This is a genomic window from Paraburkholderia phenazinium (assembly GCF_900141745.1).
In the GTDB taxonomy this organism is placed as follows: Bacteria; Pseudomonadota; Gammaproteobacteria; order Burkholderiales; family Burkholderiaceae; genus Paraburkholderia; species Paraburkholderia phenazinium_B.
In genome coordinates this window covers 297,548-317,756 of the sequence record NZ_FSRM01000002.1, presented here as the reverse complement: position 1 = coordinate 317,756, position 20,209 = coordinate 297,548, and the positions used below count along the sequence as shown (strand labels likewise).

The 20,209-nt window shown below is 60.7% G+C and carries 20 protein-coding genes; 11 read left to right on the top strand and 9 right to left on the bottom strand.

Annotation, left to right across the window (positions count from 1 at the left end):
• Positions 1 to 16 precede the first annotated feature (16 nt).
• The 3 genes from BUS06_RS21515 (at position 17) to BUS06_RS21505 (ending at position 3,081) form a co-directional block, all read left to right on the top strand.
• On the top strand, positions 17 to 727 hold the full coding sequence (locus tag BUS06_RS21515) for a response regulator transcription factor (protein WP_074266462.1): 711 nt from the start codon (positions 17 to 19) through the stop codon (positions 725 to 727).
• 154 nt (positions 728 to 881) lie between these two features.
• Complete coding sequence (locus tag BUS06_RS21510) at positions 882 to 1,256, top strand: transposase (RefSeq protein ID WP_074266461.1); 375 nt, start codon at positions 882 to 884, stop codon at positions 1,254 to 1,256.
• A 151-nt stretch (positions 1,257 to 1,407) separates the two neighbouring features.
• Positions 1,408 to 3,081 carry an acyl-CoA synthetase gene (locus tag BUS06_RS21505; protein WP_074266460.1) on the top strand — a complete coding sequence of 558 codons (1,674 nt, stop codon included), beginning with the start codon at positions 1,408 to 1,410 and terminating at the stop codon, positions 3,079 to 3,081.
• A 16-nt stretch (positions 3,082 to 3,097) separates the two neighbouring features.
• Here BUS06_RS21505 and BUS06_RS21500 read toward each other — a convergent pair whose 3' ends face one another.
• The 3 genes from BUS06_RS21500 to BUS06_RS21490 form a co-directional block, all read right to left on the bottom strand.
• On the bottom strand, positions 3,098 to 3,322 hold the full coding sequence (locus BUS06_RS21500) for a hypothetical protein (RefSeq protein ID WP_074266459.1): 225 nt from the start codon (positions 3,320 to 3,322) through the stop codon (positions 3,098 to 3,100).
• Between the two features lie 246 nt (positions 3,323 to 3,568).
• The gene (locus BUS06_RS21495) at positions 3,569 to 3,772 is read right to left on the bottom strand and encodes a cold-shock protein (RefSeq protein ID WP_012428559.1); all 204 of its coding nucleotides are present in this window, start codon (positions 3,770 to 3,772) and stop codon (positions 3,569 to 3,571) included.
• Between the two features lie 332 nt (positions 3,773 to 4,104).
• On the bottom strand, positions 4,105 to 4,743 hold the full coding sequence (locus tag BUS06_RS21490) for a LysE family translocator (RefSeq protein ID WP_074266458.1): 639 nt from the start codon (positions 4,741 to 4,743) through the stop codon (positions 4,105 to 4,107).
• Positions 4,744 to 5,116: 373 nt separating this feature from the next.
• On the opposite strand from BUS06_RS21490, the gene BUS06_RS21485 reads away from it, so the two are divergent.
• The 3 genes from BUS06_RS21485 (at position 5,117) to BUS06_RS21475 (ending at position 8,198) form a co-directional block, all read left to right on the top strand.
• Positions 5,117 to 5,380 carry an H-NS family nucleoid-associated regulatory protein gene (locus BUS06_RS21485; protein ID WP_074266457.1) on the top strand — a complete coding sequence of 88 codons (264 nt, stop codon included), beginning with the start codon at positions 5,117 to 5,119 and terminating at the stop codon, positions 5,378 to 5,380.
• Positions 5,381 to 5,601: 221 nt separating this feature from the next.
• The gene (locus BUS06_RS21480) at positions 5,602 to 7,119 is read left to right on the top strand and encodes a sugar ABC transporter ATP-binding protein (RefSeq protein WP_074266456.1); all 1,518 of its coding nucleotides are present in this window, start codon (positions 5,602 to 5,604) and stop codon (positions 7,117 to 7,119) included.
• Positions 7,120 to 7,241: 122 nt separating this feature from the next.
• A complete protein-coding gene (locus tag BUS06_RS21475; protein WP_438803563.1) occupies positions 7,242 to 8,198 on the top strand; it encodes an ABC transporter permease in 957 nt (318 codons plus the stop codon).
• Here BUS06_RS21475 and BUS06_RS21470 read toward each other — a convergent pair.
• Genes BUS06_RS21470 through BUS06_RS21455 form a run of 4 tightly spaced genes read right to left on the bottom strand, consistent with a single transcriptional unit; the run spans position 8,189 to position 12,747 of the window.
• Positions 8,189 to 9,148 carry an ABC transporter permease gene (locus BUS06_RS21470; protein ID WP_074266454.1) on the bottom strand — a complete coding sequence of 320 codons (960 nt, stop codon included), beginning with the start codon at positions 9,146 to 9,148 and terminating at the stop codon, positions 8,189 to 8,191. The genes BUS06_RS21475 and BUS06_RS21470 overlap by 10 nt on opposite strands.
• A complete protein-coding gene (locus tag BUS06_RS21465) occupies positions 9,141 to 10,166 on the bottom strand; it encodes an ABC transporter permease (RefSeq protein ID WP_074266453.1) in 1,026 nt (341 codons plus the stop codon). Before BUS06_RS21465 ends, BUS06_RS21470 begins: the two co-directional genes overlap by 8 nt.
• Complete coding sequence (locus BUS06_RS21460; RefSeq protein WP_074266452.1) at positions 10,163 to 11,722, bottom strand: sugar ABC transporter ATP-binding protein; 1,560 nt, start codon at positions 11,720 to 11,722, stop codon at positions 10,163 to 10,165. Before BUS06_RS21460 ends, BUS06_RS21465 begins: the two co-directional genes overlap by 4 nt.
• Positions 11,719 to 12,747 carry a sugar ABC transporter substrate-binding protein gene (locus tag BUS06_RS21455; protein WP_074266451.1) on the bottom strand — a complete coding sequence of 343 codons (1,029 nt, stop codon included), beginning with the start codon at positions 12,745 to 12,747 and terminating at the stop codon, positions 11,719 to 11,721. The genes BUS06_RS21460 and BUS06_RS21455 overlap by 4 nt, the downstream gene beginning before the upstream one ends.
• A 237-nt stretch (positions 12,748 to 12,984) precedes the next feature.
• Here BUS06_RS21455 and BUS06_RS21450 point away from each other — a divergent pair, with 237 nt between their 5' ends.
• The 5 genes from BUS06_RS21450 (at position 12,985) to BUS06_RS21430 (ending at position 18,705) form a co-directional block, all read left to right on the top strand.
• Entirely contained in the window at positions 12,985 to 14,223 is a 1,239-nt protein-coding gene (locus BUS06_RS21450; protein ID WP_074266450.1) for an SfnB family sulfur acquisition oxidoreductase, read from the top strand.
• A gap of 4 nt (positions 14,224 to 14,227) precedes the next feature.
• On the top strand, positions 14,228 to 15,457 hold the full coding sequence (locus BUS06_RS21445; RefSeq protein WP_074266449.1) for an SfnB family sulfur acquisition oxidoreductase: 1,230 nt from the start codon (positions 14,228 to 14,230) through the stop codon (positions 15,455 to 15,457).
• Between the two features lie 55 nt (positions 15,458 to 15,512).
• Entirely contained in the window at positions 15,513 to 16,895 is a 1,383-nt protein-coding gene (locus tag BUS06_RS21440; protein ID WP_074266448.1) for an LLM class flavin-dependent oxidoreductase, read from the top strand.
• 59 nt (positions 16,896 to 16,954) lie between these two features.
• A complete protein-coding gene (locus tag BUS06_RS21435; RefSeq protein WP_074266447.1) occupies positions 16,955 to 18,025 on the top strand; it encodes a substrate-binding domain-containing protein in 1,071 nt (356 codons plus the stop codon).
• A 101-nt stretch (positions 18,026 to 18,126) separates the two neighbouring features.
• The gene (locus BUS06_RS21430; protein WP_074266446.1) at positions 18,127 to 18,705 is read left to right on the top strand and encodes an NnrU family protein; all 579 of its coding nucleotides are present in this window, start codon (positions 18,127 to 18,129) and stop codon (positions 18,703 to 18,705) included.
• Positions 18,706 to 18,844: 139 nt separating this feature from the next.
• Here the strand turns inward: BUS06_RS21430 and pcaG are convergent, their stop codons facing one another.
• Together pcaG and pcaH are read right to left on the bottom strand one after the other, a co-directional pair.
• Entirely contained in the window at positions 18,845 to 19,435 is a 591-nt protein-coding gene (gene pcaG / locus BUS06_RS21425) for a protocatechuate 3,4-dioxygenase subunit alpha (RefSeq protein WP_074266445.1), read from the bottom strand.
• A gap of 3 nt (positions 19,436 to 19,438) precedes the next feature.
• Positions 19,439 to 20,143 carry a protocatechuate 3,4-dioxygenase subunit beta gene (gene pcaH / locus BUS06_RS21420; RefSeq protein ID WP_074266444.1) on the bottom strand — a complete coding sequence of 235 codons (705 nt, stop codon included), beginning with the start codon at positions 20,141 to 20,143 and terminating at the stop codon, positions 19,439 to 19,441.
• Positions 20,144 to 20,209 lie beyond the last annotated feature (66 nt).

The following is a 20,209-nucleotide window of genomic DNA, read 5'->3' as shown; positions in this document are numbered from 1 at the left end:
ACTTCAAGAGGCGAGCATGAGAATCGCGGTACTCGATGACGACCCCGCCCAAACCGCTTTCGTGCATGAAACGATGTCAGCGGCGGGCCATGTCTGCCATACCTTTTCCGAAGGTCGCGCACTCGTCCAGCAGTTACACCGTCAGACCTTCGATCTCCTGATCCTCGACTGGATCGTGCCGGACCTGTCCGGCGAAGAAGTATTGCGCTGGGTGCGCTCGACGCTAGCCGAGCGCGTGCCAGTGATTTTCATGACCTCGCGCGGCCGCGAAAGCGACATCGTTGCAATGTTAAATGCCGGCGCGGACGACTACGTCGTCAAGCCGGTCGCCGCGAGTGTGCTGCTGGCGCGGGTGGGCTCGCTGCTACGGCGCACCTATCAGCTCAATGCGGCTGCCGTCAAAGCGACCTTTGGCGACTTCGAATTCGACCTGAACGCTAAACAGGTACACGTGAAGCAACAATTGGTGAATCTCACGCAGAAGGAATTCGAACTCGCATTGTTGCTGTTCCAGCATTTGAACCGCCCGTTGTCGCGGGCGCATATCGTCGATATGGTCTGGAAGCAGACCGTCGACATTCCTACGCGCACCATGGACACCCATGTGTCGATGTTGCGCTCGAAACTGGGCCTGCGCCCGGAAAATGGCTACCGCCTCACGCCGATCTACGGTTATGGCTACCGGCTCGAACAGATCGGCGATGAAGTGATCGACACGCGCGACTAGCAGTCCCACGGCGAGTCCTACAGCCCGATCTAACAAGATTTGACTTTCTTCGACCGGCGCATCAGTTAAGCTGAATGCAAGGCATCGGAAGGGCGGCCGGATAGTCGTCCTGCGGATGCCACCCTCAGTCGCGTCGTTAGCGTTCCTCACTTGTATGAATACACTCGAGTCGACCCAATCGCATTCGCCGCTACCGTTCGCGCTTTCGGTCTACGATCTGACCGACGCGCAGTGGGAACGTATCGTGCCGCTGCTGCCCGAGCTTAACCAGAGCGTTGTGCGCAGAGGGCGTCCGTGCGTGAATCTGCGTGGCGTGGTCAACAGCGTTCTGTGGGTGTTGCGTACCGGCAAACCATGGAACGCCATGCCGCAGAACTACCCTCCCTATCAGACCTCGCACCGGTACTACTTACGCTGGCGTGAGGCGGGTGTGTTGTCGGACATCGCGCTCGAGTTGTTTCATACCGACGCGGTTCTAGCCCGTTACGTCTCCCGCAAGCGCGAGCAGCACGAAAACAAAGCTGCCTGATTTCGACGCGTCGTCTCCCTTCTGTACCATTCACGCTTGATCCTACGGCGTCTTCCCGCTATGCCGCATGGGAAGTCGCGAGTACGATAAGCTGATTGGCCATAAGACGCAGAAGGACAGCGGAGCCGCTGGCTCCCGAGGAGACGACCCAATGATGCCTATGTTCGACGAAGGTCTCGGCCGCCGTGAGGCGAACCATGTTCCGCTCACGCCGATCGATTTCATCGCTCGTGCTGCGCAGGTCTATGGCGAGCGTTGCGCGGTGGTTCACGGTGCGATCCGACGCACGTGGCGCGAGACGTATGAACGTACGCGGTGTCTTGCCAGCGCGCTGCAACAGGCAGGGATAGGACGTGGCGACACCGTCGCGGTGCTGTTGCCCAACATCCCTCAGATGATTGAAGCGCATTTCGGTGTGCCGATGGCAGGAGCGGTGCTCAATACGCTGAACACGCGGCTCGATATCGCGTCGATCCTGTTCATGTTGCGGCATGGCGAGGCCAAGGTGTTGATCGTCGATACCGAGTACGCCGAACTGGCGCATCGTGCTTCGCTGGAGTTTCCGGAACTGAGGATTGTCAGCGTCAATGATGTGATGCCTGCTGATCCGCACAGGTTTCCACGCGCAACCGATTACGAAGCCTTCCTGCAAGGCGGCGATCCGCAATTCGCCTGGCAGCCGCCGGCCGACGAATGGGACGCGATCGCGCTGAACTACACGTCCGGTACGACGGGCGATCCGAAGGGTGTCGTCTACCATCATCGCGGCGCTTATCTGAACGCCGTGAGCAACATCCTCGAATGGGATATGCCGAAGCACGCGGTGTATCTGTGGACGCTGCCGCTGTTTCATTGCAACGGCTGGTGTTTTCCATGGACCGTGGCGGCGCGTGCGGGCGTCAACGTCTGCTTGCGCAAGTTCGACGCGAAGACCGTGTTCGAGCTGATTCGCACAGAGGGCGTCACCCACTATTGCGGCGCGCCGATCGTCCAGAGCGCGCTGGCCAATGCGCCTGAAGCGTGGCGCGAAGGCATCGGGCACCGGGTCGCCACGATGGTGGCCGGTGCGGCGCCCGCGCCTGCAGTGATAGCCAGGATGAAGGAGATTGGCTTCGATCTGACTCACGTCTATGGCCTCACCGAGGTCTACGGACCGGCGTCTGTCTGTGCCAGGCAGGAACACTGGAACAGCGTCGGCGACGACGAACTCGCGCGGCTCAACGCACGTCAGGGCGTGCGCTATCACCTGCAAGCCGCCGCGACCGTGCTGGATCCGGACACGCTCGAGCCGGTACCGAACGACGGCGAAACGCTGGGCGAAATCATGTTTCGCGGCAACATCTGCATGAAGGGTTATCTGAAGAACGAGCGCGCCACCGAAGATGCCTTCAGGGGCGGCTGGTTCCATACCGGCGATCTGGGCGTGATGATGCCGGATGGCTACATGCGCATTCGCGACCGCAGCAAGGACATCATTATTTCGGGCGGGGAAAACATCTCGAGCATCGAGATCGAAGACACGTTATACCGGCACCCGGCGGTTTCGGTGGCCGCCGTGGTGGCGATGCCCGACGCGAAGTGGGGCGAGGTGCCCTGCGCCTTCGTCGAGCTGAAAGAGGGCGCAGAGGCTACTGCCGAAGAGATCATCGCGCATTGCCGTCTGTTCCTTGCGAGCTTTAAGTTGCCCAAGGCAGTTCGCTTTGGAGAGCTACCTAAAACGTCGACCGGGAAGATCCAGAAATTCGAACTGCGCGCACGGGTGAAATCCGGCAGTGCGATTGATCTGGCCGACGGGAGCGCTAGCTCACCGCAGGCCAAACCGTGAAGCGGGCCGGACGCTATTAACCGCGGCTGTCGACCCAATGACGGGCCCAGCGGCATGAGTGCTGCAGCGCCTGTTCTTCGTCGTTGAAGTAGTCGAGCGAGTAGAACTGATAGCGCGCTTCGGTGCGAGCCGTGTCGGCACGCTCGAGCAACAGGTTGGAGGAAAACGAACCGTCAGGCAAACGATGTGCCGAAGGTTGGACGGCATAGCCGTTGTAATGATGAATGTGTTTGTTTTGCATTTTAATTTTAAATATTCGTACGCGCTCACGGCGATCAGGGACGAACCCGTTCGAGCCGAAGCGAATGCCTGATGGAAAAGGCGGGGAAAGGCGTTAAAGCCGGTGAAGCCAGGGAGGATGAGGGGGCAAGCGATGCGTTTGGCGCAAAGAAACTGCTAAGCGATTACGCCAACTGTGGGAGAACAAGCTCCGCGAGGGTGTCGCTGCAGCCCGGTACCCGATGCCGGATACCGGACCCTTCAAACTTTACAGCGGCTTGATGTTAGCCGCTTGCAGACCCTTGGGGCCTTGCTTCGTTTCGAAGCTCACCTTCTGGTTTTCAGCCAGCGTCTTGAAGCCGTCGCCGCTGATTTCCGAAAAGTGAGCGAACAGGTCGTCGCCGCCCTTGTCCGGTGTAATGAAGCCAAAGCCTTTGCTGTCGTTGAACCACTTAACGGTACCGGTATCCATGAAGAATCCTTGAGGTAGAAAAAGTAAGAAATCGCTCGCTATGGAGCACGTGAAGCGTCAAGGAGGGAATGGACAACGAATACCGCTGAGGGAGCGAGCAATTGATGAACAGCAATCGAACTTCTTGAACTTCGAGGGCCACAATAGCGGTTTGGGACTACTGTCGTCAAGAACTATCTTGTAAAGTTTCCGTCGGGCGGCGTGCGGCGGAGCGCCAAATGGTCAGCCCCCCTTAAGAAAACGGCGCGCGGCGAACCCTCTGGATGTCATGCCTGGCATGGCTTGCAAGGATTCGCCTTGGAGCGGGCCGAGGCCCCGCACCTCGAGACGCGTTAAAGTCCGACGCGATGTGCCGCAATGATCAATCTGAGGCCCAGGGCAGTGATCGCGCCGGCCGCAAGCCGGTCGACCCAGGTCTTCGCCCGCAGATACAGTTCGCGTGGACGCTTGCTGGAAAAACACAATGCGACGACCGTATACCACCCGGCTTCAATCGAGAAGATCGCTGGAGGCAACGCGAAATAACACCACAGCGGCGGATGCTGGGGTAACAGGGCCGCGAATATGCTGCCGTAATAAATAGCGGTTTTCGGATTGCTGAGTTGCGTGCTCAAACCAATCCAGAAAGATTTTCTCGGATTGGCGCTGGCATTCGCTTGCCCCTGGTTGAACGCGAGCGGGGTCTTTGCGCCGCGCCAGATCTTCGACGCGAGATAGATCAGATACAGGCCGCCTGCCACCTTGAGGCTCACATACAACCACGTGACCGCGGCCAGCAACGTGTACAGCCCTAGCAAGGCGATGCCGCTAAAGAACACGCCGCCGATTCCCATGCCAAGCGCGGTCGCCAGTCCGTCGCGCCGCGATAGACCGATTGAGTTGCGCGCGACGATGACAAAACTCGGTCCTGGGCTCATGGCGCCGATCAAAAGCGCAGTGAGAATAGCGGCGATTGCAGTTGACGGCGACATGGCTGCTTTCCTTTAGAGTAGGGCGAAAGAAAGTCTGGAACGACAAAATAGCACGCTACTGCCGCGATATCGAGGTCTCCACCGCGTATTGCCGTGCGCGGCGGAAAAAATGGGTGCTAAAATCCAGATATAGACGCTGAAGCAGCCCTTGAGGGTAAAGGGCCAGACGGGCGACGATTCGAGCCGCTTGCCGAACGGATTTCCTGATCAATAGATTTGTCGGGCATCATTTCCGGGGGCGCATTTGCGCAAAAGGCAAGGTGAGGTCGAACGGCGTTCGGCTCACCCGAATCACGCATAGGCTTCGCGTTTCTCAGCGAAGCCTTTTATTTTTTCAAAACGCGCGCAATATCAGCCGCGACATCGGTACGTTATGAAAGAGCGAGAAGAACAACGGATGTTCGACCTCGACGGGAACGCGCGTGAGCGGCTGGTCCTGTGGATACGTCGCCGCATGGACGAATACGGCATTACGATGGAAGCATTGGCCGCGGCGATTGAAGCGGACGCTCATGCAACCAAGGCGATAATGTACCGGGACGCCTACGGCAACACATGGGACGGCCAGGGCGATAAACCCGATTGGCTCGCGCGTGCGATTTACGCCGGTCAGAATATCGAGCATTTCCGCTGTTAAACCCCTGCTGAATCGGGCTTTTCCAGTGGGCGCTGAATACGCGCCGGCCTGCGATATGCCATCTCCTTCCTGCTAGCCTTCGGACACATCGGTCCGGGTAGAGGCTTTGTCATCCCCAGACAAGCTATCGATATGAACAACGCTTCGTTGGCACACCCGTAGCGGGTGGCTACGATGAACGGTCATCCTTTACGAGCGCAGTAAAGCGCGCGTCCCCTTCGATGACTGTTCCTGTTCTGACCGCTCGCGCGGTTTCCAAACGCTTTGGCCCTACGCTCGCGCTCGATCGTGTCGATCTGTCGATTCATGCGGGCGAAGTCGTTGCGCTAATGGGCGCGAACGGCGCCGGCAAGTCGACCCTCGTGAAGATTCTTAGCGGCGTCTATTCTCCCGATGAAGGTGAGCTCTCGTTGCGCGGGCAACCGTTTCGTCCGGCTTCACCGCACGATGCCAAACGGAGCGGTGTTTCGACCGTTCATCAATCGATTGCGGATGCAGTGGTGCCGACGCTTTCGATCGCGGACAACCTGTTGCTCGACCGCTTGTGCGATCCGTCCTCGCCGTGGCGCGCGACGCCTGCCGCCCGTCTTCAGGCGGCCGCGCCGTTGGCCGAGCGTGTTGGGCTCGAGGTTGATCTGTCCGCACCGCTCGCCTCGTTGTCGCTCGCGTCGCAGCAGTTGGTGACGTTGGCGCGTGCGTTGGCGACGCGGCCCGCGCTGCTGATTCTCGACGAGCCCACCGCCAGTCTGTCTGCACCTGAGGCCGAGCGTCTCTTCGGTCTGCTTGACAGGTTGCGCGCCGAGGGTGTCGCGATCCTGCTGGTGTCGCACCGGCTCGGCGATCTGCGCCGCATTGCCGGACGCGTGACGGTTGTGCGCGATGGGCGCGTTGTTGCCGATCTGTCTGCACCGATCGATTTCGATGCCGCGGTTGAAACGATGATCGGCCGTCCGTTGCGTACTAAAGCTGCTGATGTGAGCGCAACGGCGGCGTTCGGCTCTGCTTCCGCTTCCGCTTTTGCGACACAGGTGCCGTACTTCAGCGTGCGTGATCTTCAGTTGACGCCCAGCAGCATTCCCTTCGATCTCGATGTGCAGCGCGGTGAAATTGTCGCGATTGCCGGCCCGGTTGGCGGTGGCAAATCCCGCTTCGCGCGAGCCATTTTCGGCGCGTCGCTCGCTGCGGCGGGGGCGATGACGCTCGATGGCAAGCCGTGGCGTCCTCGCTCACCCGCCGATGCAATCCGTGCCGGCGTCTTCCTCGCCGGTGAGGACCGTTGGCGAAGCTCGCTGTTTCCGGATAGCGTGCCTTTCGCTTCGATTGCGGGCACGCTTAGTTTTCCGTTCCTGTCACGCTGGTTCAAGCACGGCAGGGTGCGACGCGCACGCGAACAGCGTGCCGCGACTGAAGCGATCGAACGCTTCGGGATTCGCTGCACAGGCCCTGACGATCGTCTCACGCGGCTTTCCGGTGGCAACCAGCAGAAGGTAGTGCTAGCGCGTTGGCATGCGCAGCCCGCACGCCTGCTATTGCTGGATGAACCGTTTCAAGGCGTGGATGCCGGAGCACGTGCCGATATCGTCGATACGCTGCGTCGCCATGCGCCCGAACGCGCCACTCTCGTCTTCGTCAGCGATCTCGAAGAGGCACTCGAGATCGCAGATCGCGTCGTCCGCTTCGACCGCGCGACGCTCGATCACGTTTCCCATTCCGATCTCACTTCCTACGTTCACTCATGAAAACCAGCCCTTCGGTTACCTCCGATGTTGCCTCTGAAGGCGTCCCCGCTATCCACGAGTCTGCTGGTCGAATTCGCCCCAGCTGGCTGCAAAGGCTGCGCGTGCAACTCGAACGGACCGGCATGCTGCTCGTGCTTGCGTTGCTCGTCATCGTATTCGCCGTCAACCAGCCGGCGTTTTTGAACATCGACAATCTCTTCAGCATTTTGCAAGCGGTGTCGATTGTCGCGTTGTTGGGGATTGGCGTAACAGTGACGCTTGCCGCGGGCGGCTTCGATCTTTCCGTGGGCAGTGTGGCTGCCTCGGCGCAGATGGCGGCGAGCTATGTGCTAATCGTCTGGCACGGCAATGCGCTGGAAGCGGTTGCGGCATGCCTCGTCCTCGGTGTCGCCGCAGGCCTGTTTAATGGCCTGCTGATTACACGTCTGCGTGTGCCGGACCAGTTGGCAACACTTGGCACGCTGTTTCTGCTTGCCGGTCTGCAATTGATTCCGACGGGCGGCCGTTCGCTCGCAACTGGCACGATTCTGCCCGATGGCACTGAAACGACAGGTGTCTTCCCCGATGCGTTTCTTGCGCTTGGGCGCCTGCGATTGTTCGATGTCGTGCCATTGCCGGTGATCGTGCTGCTCGTGCTCACCGTAGTGGCGTGTGTCGTGATGGAAACCACACGCTGGGGGCGGGTCATCTACGCAATTGGTGGCAACGAAACAGCGGCGCGCCTCGCAGGTGCGCCGACCGCGCGATACCGCGTCGCCGCCTATGTCGCGTCGGGCGGGATTGCCTCGCTGGGTGGCGTGCTGATTGCCGCACGCGTTGGACGTGGCGACGTCAGCGCAGGCCATTCGATGCTGCTCGATGCGGTGGCGGCTGCGCTGGTCGGCTATGCAGTTTGGGGCGCCAAGCGGCCCAACGTGTTTGGTACGGTAGTCGGCGCGGTATTCGTCGGCGTTTTGCTTAACGGCCTGACGATGTTAAATGCGCCGTACTACATGCAGGATTTCATCAAGGGCGTATTGCTGGTGGGTGCGTTGGCGTTCACGTTCAGCGTGGGGCGTGGCACGGAATCTCACGCATAGCGGCCACGTCTTTGCGCGAAGCTGACGGCCAGCACGGCGAAGATCAGCGCACCGGTCGCAACCTGCTGCCAGTAGAAATTCCAGCCAATCAGCAGCAAACCGTTTGCGACCAGGCTTAGCAGCAGGACACCAAGCACTGTGCCGACGACGCCGGGACGGCGCGTCGGTGACAGCGTCGTGCCAATGAAGGTCGCGCCGATCGCATTGAGCAGATAACCGTTGCCGGCCTGCGGCACGTAAGCTTTGACGGTCGACGACAAGATCAAACCGACGACGCCATAAATCAATGCGCTGGCAATAAACGTCACCAGCGTGATGGCCGCAACCGGCAGGCCGGAATAACGTGCCACGCCGGGTTGTGCGCCGAGCGCGGTTAGCTGCCTGCCTAACGCGGCATGCGCGAGTGTGACATGCACGCCGAGCGCCAGTACCGCCACGATCCAGAGCGGCACAGGCAAGCCTGCAAATGTGCCGTGTGCCAGCGCGCTAAAGAGCGGCGGCAACGCGACGTTGAGCAGGTATACCGGCTGACCGCCGTCGGTGGCGAGCTGTTGGACAGTCTGGCCGATAAAGAGCGTGCCCAGCGTAGCAAGAAACGGCGCAATGCCAAGCCAGCCGATCAGCACGCCGTTAAACGCGCCGACGACGAGCGCTGCAGCAAGGCCGCCGAGCGCCGCGGGCACGACGCCAACCTGGTGTGCGCTTAGCAGGACAAACGCGAGGCTGGCTACATCGATTGATGTGCCGAGCGATAGATCAATGGCACCCAGCGACAACACGAGCGTCATCCCAAGCGAAGCAATTGCCAGCAGTGCGAAATTGTTCAACAGCACGTTAGCAAGATTATCCGCTCGCGCGAAACCGGGCGCGAACATCGCGAAGAAAGCGATCACCGCAATCAGTGCCGCCACCAGCGCGAAGCGCTGCAAGCGGCCAATCTGTTCAATCATGAGCTTGATTCCCTGCATGGCGGCGCACGAGCGCCGTAGTGGCAACGACGAACAGGATCAATGCGCCTTCGACACCGTTGACCCAATAGCTCGATACGTTGTCGAGCTGAAACCCGTTGCTGATGACGCCGATAAAGAGAACGGCGAGCAGTGTGCCGGGGATGGTCGGAACTAGCCGCCGTGAAAATACGACGCCCAGCAGCGCTGCGGCCACGGTGGCAAGCAGATTCTCCCCGGCGCCGGGCGAACTACCGCTGAGCAGTGCGGTGGACGCCAATGCAGCGAGCGCTGCGGCAATCCCACTCAATATGTAGCTCGCGGCAATATAGCGGTTCGTCCGTATGCCGGCGGCCTGCGCCGCATCGCGATGCGCACCGGTGGCGCGTAGCCGCAGCCCGAATGGCGTGTAATGAACCACTACCGTAAACAACGCGGCAACGACGAGCAGCGCGTAGGCAAGATGCGGCACGCCGAATGCGCCGTTATCGAGCAGAGAGCTCAGCAGTGTGCCGCTCGCAGGCACTGACGTGTTCTGCGTCAGCACCAGTTCGAATCCGGCACAGAGATTCATCGTGGTCAGCGTGGCGAGCAGCGGAAAGATGCGCAGTACGATAACGGCGAATGCGTTAAGCGCACCGACTCCCGCGCCTGCTGCGAGCGTCAACAGCAGGGCATTGTCAGGTGCGATGCCTTCGCGTTGTGCTACGGCATAAACGGCCGCACACAGTCCGAGATTGGCCGCCACCGAAAGATCGAGACCGCCTCTAAGCGGATCCGCACCGCCACCGATCAGCACAACCGTCAAACCGAAACCGAGAATCCCAACGACAATGGATTGCTGCAACACGTTCGCAAGATTCCCAACCGTGAAAAACAACGGCGAGCTCACCGCGAAGCCAATAAAGACCACGGCGAACGCGAGCGCCGCGCCGCTTCTCAGCCACCATTGAGCGCCGAAGAGCCGCTCGGGCAATTCGAACTTGCTGGTACGCGGCGCGGCATCGAGTACCTTGCTCATGCTGCGATCTCCTGTTGTCCTGTCGAACCGTGCGTACCGCGTGCTCCGGTGGCCCATGCGAGCACGTCCTGGCTATCGGCTTCGCTCGAAACAAGTTCGCGCACGATGCGGCCGCGCGCCATCACGAGCACGCGGTCGGTGACGCCGAGCAGTTCGATCAGGTCGCTGGAGAACAGCAGGACGCCGGCACCATCGCGGGCGAGCCGGTCGAGTAGCCGGTAGATTTCGATCTTTGCGCCGACGTCGACGCCCACCGTAGGTTCGTCCAGCAGATAGAGCGAAGAGGTGCGGCTCAGCCATTTGGCGAGCGCGACCTTCTGCTGGTTGCCGCCGGAGAGATGCCGTACAGGAGTTTCCGTACTGGACGTGCGCACCGCCAGTTCTTCGATCAGGCGTTGCACGGTATCCGCTTCGCGGCGTTGCGCTAGCAGTCCGAAACGACTGAAACGGGCGAGGCTTGCAAGCGTCGTGTTCTCTCGCACCGAGAGCGCTGGCGCTACGCCATGCGCGCGCCGGTCCTCGGGGACGAAAGCGATGTGCTCGCGCACGGCGTCTTGGGGACGGCGCAGGCGCACCGCCTTGCCGTCCACTTCGATATCGCCCTGCACCCCGCGTTCGAGGCCGAACAGGCTGCGCACTACGGGCTTGCCACCGGAGCCGAGCAAACCGGTGATGCCGACAATTTCACCGCGTCGCACATTGAACAACACGTCTTCAAAGCGTCGCGGCGCGCTCAGATTGCGCACGTTGAGGACAACTGCCCCTGGCGTGCGCGCTGACGTTTCAGCTCGCGCTTCCGCCTGAGTGCCGATCGTTGCAGTGACGAGGGCTTCGGTAGACGTCGAGCGCGCGTCGACATGGGCGACATCCACGCCGTCGCGCAACACGGTGACCTGATCGCAGATGGCAGCGATCTCGTTGAGGTAGTGCGACACGTACAGGATCGTCAGGCCGCGTTGCCGCAAACGGTCGATGGTTTGCAGCAGACGGTCCACTTCACGGCTAACCAGTGCGGCCGTCGGTTCGTCGAAGACGAGAATGTGCGGCTCACGGACCAGTTCGCGCGTGATCTGCACGATCTGTTGTTCAGCGACGCTCAGGTCCCCGATGAGCCGGTTCGGTGGAATGTCGACCCCAAAGTGGTTGTGCAACGCGTCGCGCGCGTCGCGGTTCATGCGTCGCACGTCGAGCAGCCGGAAGCCGTTCGTTACCTTTGGACCTATGGCGCGTTCGTCGCCGAGCCAGAGCGCTTCGGCCACCGTGAAGGTGGCCGGCAGCAAGCGCTCCTGGTGAATGAAACCAATCCCCGTGGCGCTTGAGCGGTCCGATGCGGCGAGCGCTTGCGAGACTCCGTCGACGGCAGTCGTGCCCGAGTCGGCGTCGTGAATGCCGGCGAGGATCTTGATGAGCGTCGACTTGCCCGCACCGTTCTGTCCGATCAGACCGTGAACGGTACCGCGTGCTACCTTCAGCGAGGCGCCGCGCAGCGCGGGCACACCGTCGAAATGCTTGACGATGTGGTGTAGCTCGAGCGCAGCAGGGATTTCGGCGCTCATTTTGCAGCGAGCTGACCGAGGGTCTGCTGGATCGTGCCGGCGTTGTCCTTGGTGACGAGGATGGACGGCACATAGGTGTATGGCGCCAATGTGTGATCGCCGGCGAGATAGCGCGCAACGTTATCGACCGCGGTTTTGCCGATCAACGCGGGTTGCTGCGCGACGACAGCCGCGGCGCTGGATTTCGGATCCTTGACGAGCGTGACGACGTCAGGGCTGCCATCGACCGCATAGGTCTTGATCTCGTCGCGATGCGCAGCATCCACGGCCTGAGTGGCGCCAACCTGCGGCACGTCCCAGGCGGACCAGATCGCAGCGACCTGTCCCTTCGGATACTTCTGCAGCAACTGGCTCACTTGCGCATACGCGCTTTGCACCGTGTTAGGAATTACATCACGCAGTTCGGGCTGGATGATGTGTACTTTCGGGTAGTACTTGAGCACGGCCTTCAACTGGTCATAGCGGATCGCGCACACCGGCACGCCGTAAAAGCCGTTGAAGACGAGGATGTTGCCTTCGCCGTGGATGTCGTTGACGAGCTTTAGCGCGAGCTGCTCGCCGATGAAGAAATTATCCGAAGTGGTGTCGTTGATGCTCGACGGCGAAGCGGTATCGATCGTAAACAACGGGATGTTGGCCTGGCGGATTTTCTGCAACCACGGCTCGAGCACCGTTGCAGTACCCAATTGCTCCACGATTGCATCGGGCTTCTGCGCGATCAAGGTTTGAATCTGCGCGATCTGGCGATTGTCGTTACGGCCCGCGTCGAGTGCGATCGGTGTGCCGCCGAGGCGCTTCACTTCGTCGACGGCGCCTTGGTAGGCCTTGAGGTCCCAGTAGTGGTCGGTGCCCGCAGCGGTAATGCCGATGCGCTTGCCTTTGAGCGAAGGCACGGAAGCCGCGTTGTCGGTTGCATCTGCTGCGGGTGCAGTGCCCTGGGCGTGAGCGTGAATGGCGATACCGCCGACCAGGCCAAAGACTGTCGCGGCCAGCAACGAAGAGAGAGTGTTGTGCAAGCGTTTCATGTTGTCCAGATCAAAGAGGCAGAAGGTGTCCAGCTTGCGACGACTTTAATCAACAACCCGCTGCGCATGAAACCATCAAATCCAACTATGCTTATCACGCTTTAGCCGAAGTGCTTATGCGCGATTCCATGGCAGTTGGTTTGCCATCCGAAGGAATATCTATTTCTCAAACGTTCAGTTTGCGCGTGTCGTACCCGCTGATAGATTGTGCGAACAGTCACTCAAGCGGAGATTTGTATGGCCGAGCTTTACGAAGCGACCTCATCGCATACAAGCGGTGCAGGTCAGCATGCGGTGCGCCTCATTCGGGACGACGCCCAGGCCATCGCCGTGGCGCACGAACTGGCGGTTCGCCTCGCGCAAGACGCGCCGCAGCGGGATCGCGAGCGCCGTTTGCCGCATGAAGAGATCGAGTGGTTCTCGCAATCAGGGCTGTGGGCGATCACCGTGCCGAAGGCTTATGGTGGCGCGGGTGTTTCCTTCGTCACGCTTACCGAAGTGATCAAGATCATCGCGGCGGCAGATCCGTCGTTGGGACAGTTGCCGCAAAACCACTTCGGCCTTGTCGATGTGATTTCGCTGACCGGCACGGAAGATCAGAAGCGCTATTTCTTTACCCAGATACTGGAAGGCAAGCGCTTCGGCAACGGCTTCTCCGAGAAGGGCACGAAGCACGTACTCGATCTGAAAACGCGCGTGCGGCGTGATGGCGGCGACTACGTGGTCGATGGCACCAAGTTCTATTCGACCGGCGCACTGTTTGCGCATTTCGTGCCGGTGCTGGGGCTCGACGACGAGCGCAAGGGCTGGCTCGCTTATATCCCGAAGGGCACTCCGGGCCTGAATGTGATCGACGACTGGTCGGGCTTCGGGCAACGCACTACTGCGAGTGGCACGGTGGTGCTCGAAGCGGTGCGCGTGCCGGCGTCGCATGTCTTTCCTGCGCATCGCGTCTCCGATTTTCCCACGCTGAATGGCCCGATCTCGCAGATCATCCAGGCAGCAATCGACGCCGGCATCGCGCAAGCGGCGATAGCGGATACCCTGAAGTTCGTGCGCACGCGTTCGCGCCCGTGGATCGACAGTAACGTCGAGCGCGCCAGCGACGATCCTTTGACCGTGCGCGAAGTCGGGCACCTGCATATCCAGTTGCACGCGGCCGAAGCGCTGCTCGAACGCGCCGCAAGGACACTCGATGTGATCGCCGCGAAAGGCGACACGACCGAGGACGACGTTGCGGTGGCGTCGGTGGCAGTAGGTGAAGCGAAGGTGTTGACCACTGAGATTGCGTTGCTGGCGAGCGAAAAGCTCTTCGAACTGGCCGGTACGCAATCCACGCTGGGCGAACACAATCTCGACCGGCACTGGCGCAATGCACGCACACATACGTTGCATGATCCCGTCCGCTGGAAATATCACCTGGTCGGCAACTACTATCTGAACGGCGTCAAACCGGCTCGCCATCCGTGGAATTGACGTTATGAATGCTTTTGCAGAAACCGTGGCTTCTCACGCGCCTCATGCGCCGCAGGCAGCGCGTATCGCGAACGATCAGCAGGCACTCGAGGTTGCACATGCGGTTGCGGGCACGCTTGCGGAAGGCGCTTCGCAGCGCGACCGCGAGCGCCGCTTGCCGTATGCCGAGATCGGCATCTATTCGGCGAGCGGTCTGTGGGGCATTGCTGTGCCGCGCGAGTTTGGCGGCGCGGAGGTCTCGTACGCCACGCTTGCAGAGGTGACCGCAATCATCTCCGAGGCGGATCCGGCGCTCGGGCAGATTCCGCAGAACCACTTTTACATGCTCGACGTGCTGCGCGTAAACGGTACACGCGAACAACAGGCGTTCTATTTCGAACGTGCACTGGCGGGAGAGCGATTCGGCAATGCGCTCTCCGAGCGCGGCACAAAAACAGTCGCCGATTATCGGACCACGCTCGTGCCGGACGGCGATGGCTTTCGCGTCAACGGCACGAAGTTCTACTCGACGGGTGCGCTGTTTGCGCAGTGGATTCCGATTGTCGCAAAGGCGGCGGACGACACCTTGTATGTTGCTTTCGCTAGCGCGCAAACACCGGGGCTGTCCGTGGTGGATGACTGGTCCGGATTCGGCCAACGCACGACCGGTAGCGGCACGACTACGCTCGACAACGTGTACGTCGAGGCATCCGCCGTCGTGCCTTACAGCTCGGCGTTCGACGCGCGGCCCACGACGGTCGGGCCGATCGGTCAACTGATTCACGCTGCGGTCGATCTCGGCATCGCACGCGCCGCTGTTGCCGACGCACGGCGTTTCGTGCGCGAACGTTCGCGACCGTGGATCGATAGCGGGGTTGAGCGAGCGAGTGATGATCCGCTAACGCTCGAACTGTTCGGCAAGCTTGCACTGCAATTGCACGCGGCCGAGGCGCTTCTCGAACGTGCCGGACGGCGAGTGGACGCTGCGGTTAAGGAGTCGACAGCGCAGACGGTCGCTTCGGCTTCCATTGCCGTGGCCGAAGCGCGTGCCGCGACCACTGAGATCGCGCTGCAGGCGTCCACGCGTCTGATCGAGCTGGCCGGTACCCAGGCCACGCTTGCCGAGCACAACCTTGATCGTCACTGGCGCAATGCACGCACTCATACCTTGCACGACCCGGTGCGCTGGAAATACATCGCGGTTGGCAACTACTACCTGAACGACGTACTGCCCCCGCGTCACGGCGCGATTTGACGTTCAATTCGCGCTTGCCGTGGGCATTGTGCGCATCACCTAACTGGATCCGACTATGGCCAGACAGATCCGTCTAAACGCATTCGACATGAACTGCGTCGGACATCAATCGCCGGGATTGTGGGCGCATCCGCGCGACACATCCTGGCGCTACAAGCACCTCGATTACTGGACCGATCTCGCGAAGCTGCTCGAGCGCGGCAAATTCGACGGCCTGTTCATTGCTGACGTGCTCGGCATCTATGACGTTTTCAAGGGCAACGGCGAATCGGCGATTCGTCAGGCCGCGCAGGTGCCGGTCAACGATCCGGTGTTGCTGGTGTCCGCAATGGCTCACGTGACCGAGCATCTCGGCTTTGGCGTGACGTGTTCGCTTTCGTACGAACATCCTTATCCGTTCGCGCGGCGTATGTCCACACTCGATCACCTGACCAACGGACGAGTCGGCTGGAACATCGTCACGTCGTATCTGGACAGCGCGGCACGCAATGTCGGATTGCCGAGCCAGGCCAATCATGACGAACGCTACGCGTTGGCCGAAGAGTATCTGGATGTCTGCTACAAGCTGTGGGAATCGTCATGGGAAGACGATGCCGTTGTACGCGATGCGACACGGCAGGTCTTTACCGAACCCTCCAAAGTGCATCCGATCGATCACCACGGACAGTATTTCGACGTACCAGGTATTCACCTCTGTGAACCGTCGCCCCAACGTACACCGGTGTTGTATCAGGCGGGCGCGTCGAAGAGAGGCAAGGATTTCGCGGCACAGCACGCCGAATGCATCTTCATAGCGGCGCCTTCGCGAACCATTCTGAAGCAGTTTGTGGCCGATATTCGCGCTCGCGTGAAGTCGTTCGGCCGTGATCCGCACGACGTGCTGATCTTTAATCTGCATACCGTGATTACCGGCAAGACCTCGGCCGAAGCGCACGCCAAGCAGGCGGACTACCGGCGCTATACGAGCGATGAGGGCGCGCTTACGTTGATGTCGGGTTGGACAGGTATCGACCTGTCGAAGTACGACCTCGACGAACCGCTGCGTCACGTGGAGAGCAACGCGGTGCAGTCCGCGGTGGAAGCGCTCTCGAGCGCCGATCCTACGCGTGTGTGGACCGTGCGTGAGATCGCGAAGTGGGGCGGCATAGGCGGCCTTGGGCCGCTCTCGGTTGGCGATCCGCAGGAGATTGCCGACGAGCTGCAGTCATGGGTCGAAGAGACCGATGTCGATGGCTTCAACCTCGCCTACGCTCTGACGCACGAGACGTTTAGCGATTTTGTGGATCTGGTTGTGCCCGAACTGCAACGACGTGGCGTCTACAAGACCGACTATGAGAGCGGCACGTTGCGCGAAAAGCTGCACGGCGGCAGTGCGCGTCTGGCTGAGCCACACCCGGGTGCCCGCTATCGCGCTCATCACACGGTCCATGCGGGCTAACGCTTCGCCTTCGAATTTAAAACTTCACGAACTATTAGACAACGCGCTGAGGAGCATTCATGAAATCACTGTTTCGTCGTAAATCGGGTGCGCGTCGCGTGGTCGGCGCGTTGGTGCTCCTGTCTGCAACCGTGTTGCTGGGTCAGACAATCCAGGCCGAGCCGCTCAAGGGCGCACCAGCACCGTTCAATAAAGGTGGCGTGAAGATCGCGCTGGTCAACTACCTGTCGACTGGGGACTTCTTCCAGGCCTATGAGGCAGGCGCACAGAAGCAGGCGAAGGCGCTCGGCATCGATCTGCGCATTTACGAAGGACGGCAGGACGCCGCCGAGCAGCGTGAGCAGATCCAGCAGGCGATCAGCCTGGGGGTCTCGGCGATCATCGTGAATCACGGCTTACCGGAATCGCTGAAGGATGTGGTGCAGCGCGCGCTCGACAAGGGCATCAAGGTGGTCGCATTCGACGTCGACCTGAATAATCCTAAAGTGCCGCAGATCGAGCAGAGCGATCATGATCTGGCCACGCTGTTGCTGACTCAGGCAGTGAAAGACAATGGCGATTCATTCGCGGCAGGGTATGTGTACGTAGCGGGCTTCGCACCGCTCGATCGCCGCGATGCGGTGTGGCGCGACTTCAAGAGCGCGCATCCGCAGGTGCAGGAGAAAGCGCGTTGGGGCACGGTGGACAACCCGATCGCGCAATCCGTCGCGAATCAGGCGGCCGCTGCTTACCGTGCGCATCCGGAGATTCGTGTGGTGTTTGCCCCGTATGACGAATTTGCGCGTGGTGCGACGCTCGCGGCGAACGAGGCGAACCTCGGCTCGAAGCTCCGCATTTACAGCGCGGACATTTCGACCGCGGACATCGAAGCGATCCGCGCGCCGGATAGCCCGTGGGTCGCCACAGCTGCAACCAATCCGGCGGTCGTGGGCGCAGTGTCGGTACGCGCGGCCGCGCTGGAAGTGGCAGGAGACGATCCCGGGCATCACATCGTGGTGAAGCCGACATTGATCACACGCGACGACCTCGTGAAGAACGACATCAAGACGGTTGCCGAACTGGGCGCCAAATTTCCGGCTTTTCGCGCGAGTGACGCGGCCAGCGCGGCGTGGATTCCGGCTGCGGAGTGAATTCACGGCCGGGCTGAGGCCCGGCAATCCGGCATTGGCAGGACGGGTGTCTTGAGCGACAATCGCGGCCATCGGTCGACACCCGTCGCGAGGAGCTTGCCATGTCGGTACTGGTACTGGGGTTGGTAATTTTTCTGGGCGCGCATTCGGTGCGAATCTTTGCCGAATCGTGGCGTACACGGCAGATTGCGCGCTTGGGGGCGAATGGGTGGAAGGGCCTCTATTCGGTAACCTCTGGCGTGGGGTTGGTGCTGATCATCTGGGGGTACGGGATCGCACGACGCGATCCTGTCTTGCTGTGGGCACCGCCGGTTTGGGCGCCGCATCTTACTGCATTGCTGACGCTGATTGCGTTTGTTCTCTTTGTTGCGGCTTACGTCCCGCGCAATCACTTTAAGACCTGGGTCAAGCATCCGATGTCGCTTAGCGCCGCGCTGTGGGCTTTAGGGCATCTGCTGGCTAATGGGACTTTGAACGCGGTTGTCCTGTTTGCAGCTTTTCTGGTTTGGGGTGTGCTGGGCTATCGCGCTGCGCGGCGGCGGGACCTGGTTTCAGGGGCGGTTTATCTGGCCGGGACGGTGGCGATGGATGCGTTGGCGGTGGTGGTTGGGGTGGTGGCGTGGGTCGTGTTTGTGTTCTGGTTGCACGGGTGGTGGATTGGGGTGAAGCCGCTGGGGTGAGAGGAAAGAGGGCACCGCCAGCTACGACACAACGAAAAAAAGCCCGCACACAAGCGGGCCCAAAGTACTCGGAGTTTCGCGATCAAGATCGCGAGAGGCAATGCTATCGCGCCAATATGAAAGCCCCGTGAAAGATCGATCACAGATCGAAGAACACGGTTTCCTGTTCGCCCTGCATATGGATATCAAACCGGTAAACGGTCTTGCTGGTCCCCGGCACACGTCGCGCGATCAAAGTCGTGCGCCGCTCCGCCGGCACAGCAGCCAATACCGGATCGCTCTCATTGGCCGCCGCCTCGTCGTCGAAATAAATCCGCGTGAACGTATGCAGCAACATCCCGCGCATCGTCAGGATCACATTCAGATGCGGCGCTTCATTCGCTGAAGCCCGCCCCGGCTTTACCGTTTCGACGATAAACCGCTTCTGCGGATCCGTCCCGGTGCCAACCCGAGCAAACCCGCGGAATCCGCTCGACGCGATCTCTTCGCGCGAAGCCGGATACTTCCCCTGGCTGTCCAGTTGCGATATCTCCAGCATCGCATCGCCTACTAACTTGCCATCGCCATCGAACACCTGGCCGACAACCGAAATATGCTCGCCAGCGGCTTCGTAATCGGCAACCGCGGCAGTGAAGAGGCTCTTGAAATCAAAGTTGTACTGCTCGGGGCACAGCCCATACGCGAAGTACGGTCCAACCGTTTGCGAAGGCGTTTGCTTGAGTGTGGTCATGGCTTAGCGCTCCATCGGAGTTTCGTTAGGGCCGCGCAGCACGATGTCGAAATCGTAGCCGAGCGCGTAGGCTTCTTCGGTCGTATCCAGCGAGAAGCGCGATACAAGACGCTCGCGTGCCTGCTCAGGTGTGCCCTGGAAGATCGGATCGAACGCCAGCAACGGGTCGCCGGGGAAATACATCTGCGTCACGAGTCGCGAACCGAAGTGGTCGCCGAACAGCGAGAAGTGGATGTGATTCGGACGCCACGCGTTCGTATGATTGCCCCACGGATACGCGCCTGGTTTGATCGTCAGAAAGCGATACCGGCCCTCGTTATCGGTCAGGCAACGTCCGGCGCCCAGAAAGTTGGGATCGAGCGGCGCGTCGTGCTGGTCGGCCTTATGCACATAACGGCCGGCTGCGTTGGCTTGCCAGATTTCGACCAGCGTATTGCGCACCGGGCGGCCGCCCTCGTCGAGCACGCGGCCCGTCACGATGATGCGTTCGCCCAGCGGCGCGCCATTGCGTGCGGCGTTGCGCGTCAGGTCGTTGTCGAGTTCGCCGAGGTCTTCTGCGCCATACACCGGCACGCGCTGATCGCGCAGCTTTTCCTTCAGCGGAATCAGCGGGCGTGTCGGGCCGCGCTTCACGGATGAACCGTAGCTGGGATACACGTGAGCGGGGTGCGATTCGAAATCGCGCGGAGTGAGGATGGACTCGTCCATGGGGTGTCTCCTTGGATGAATTATGGGATAGCAGGCTATGTCGGGACTTTAACTAATCCGAGAAGT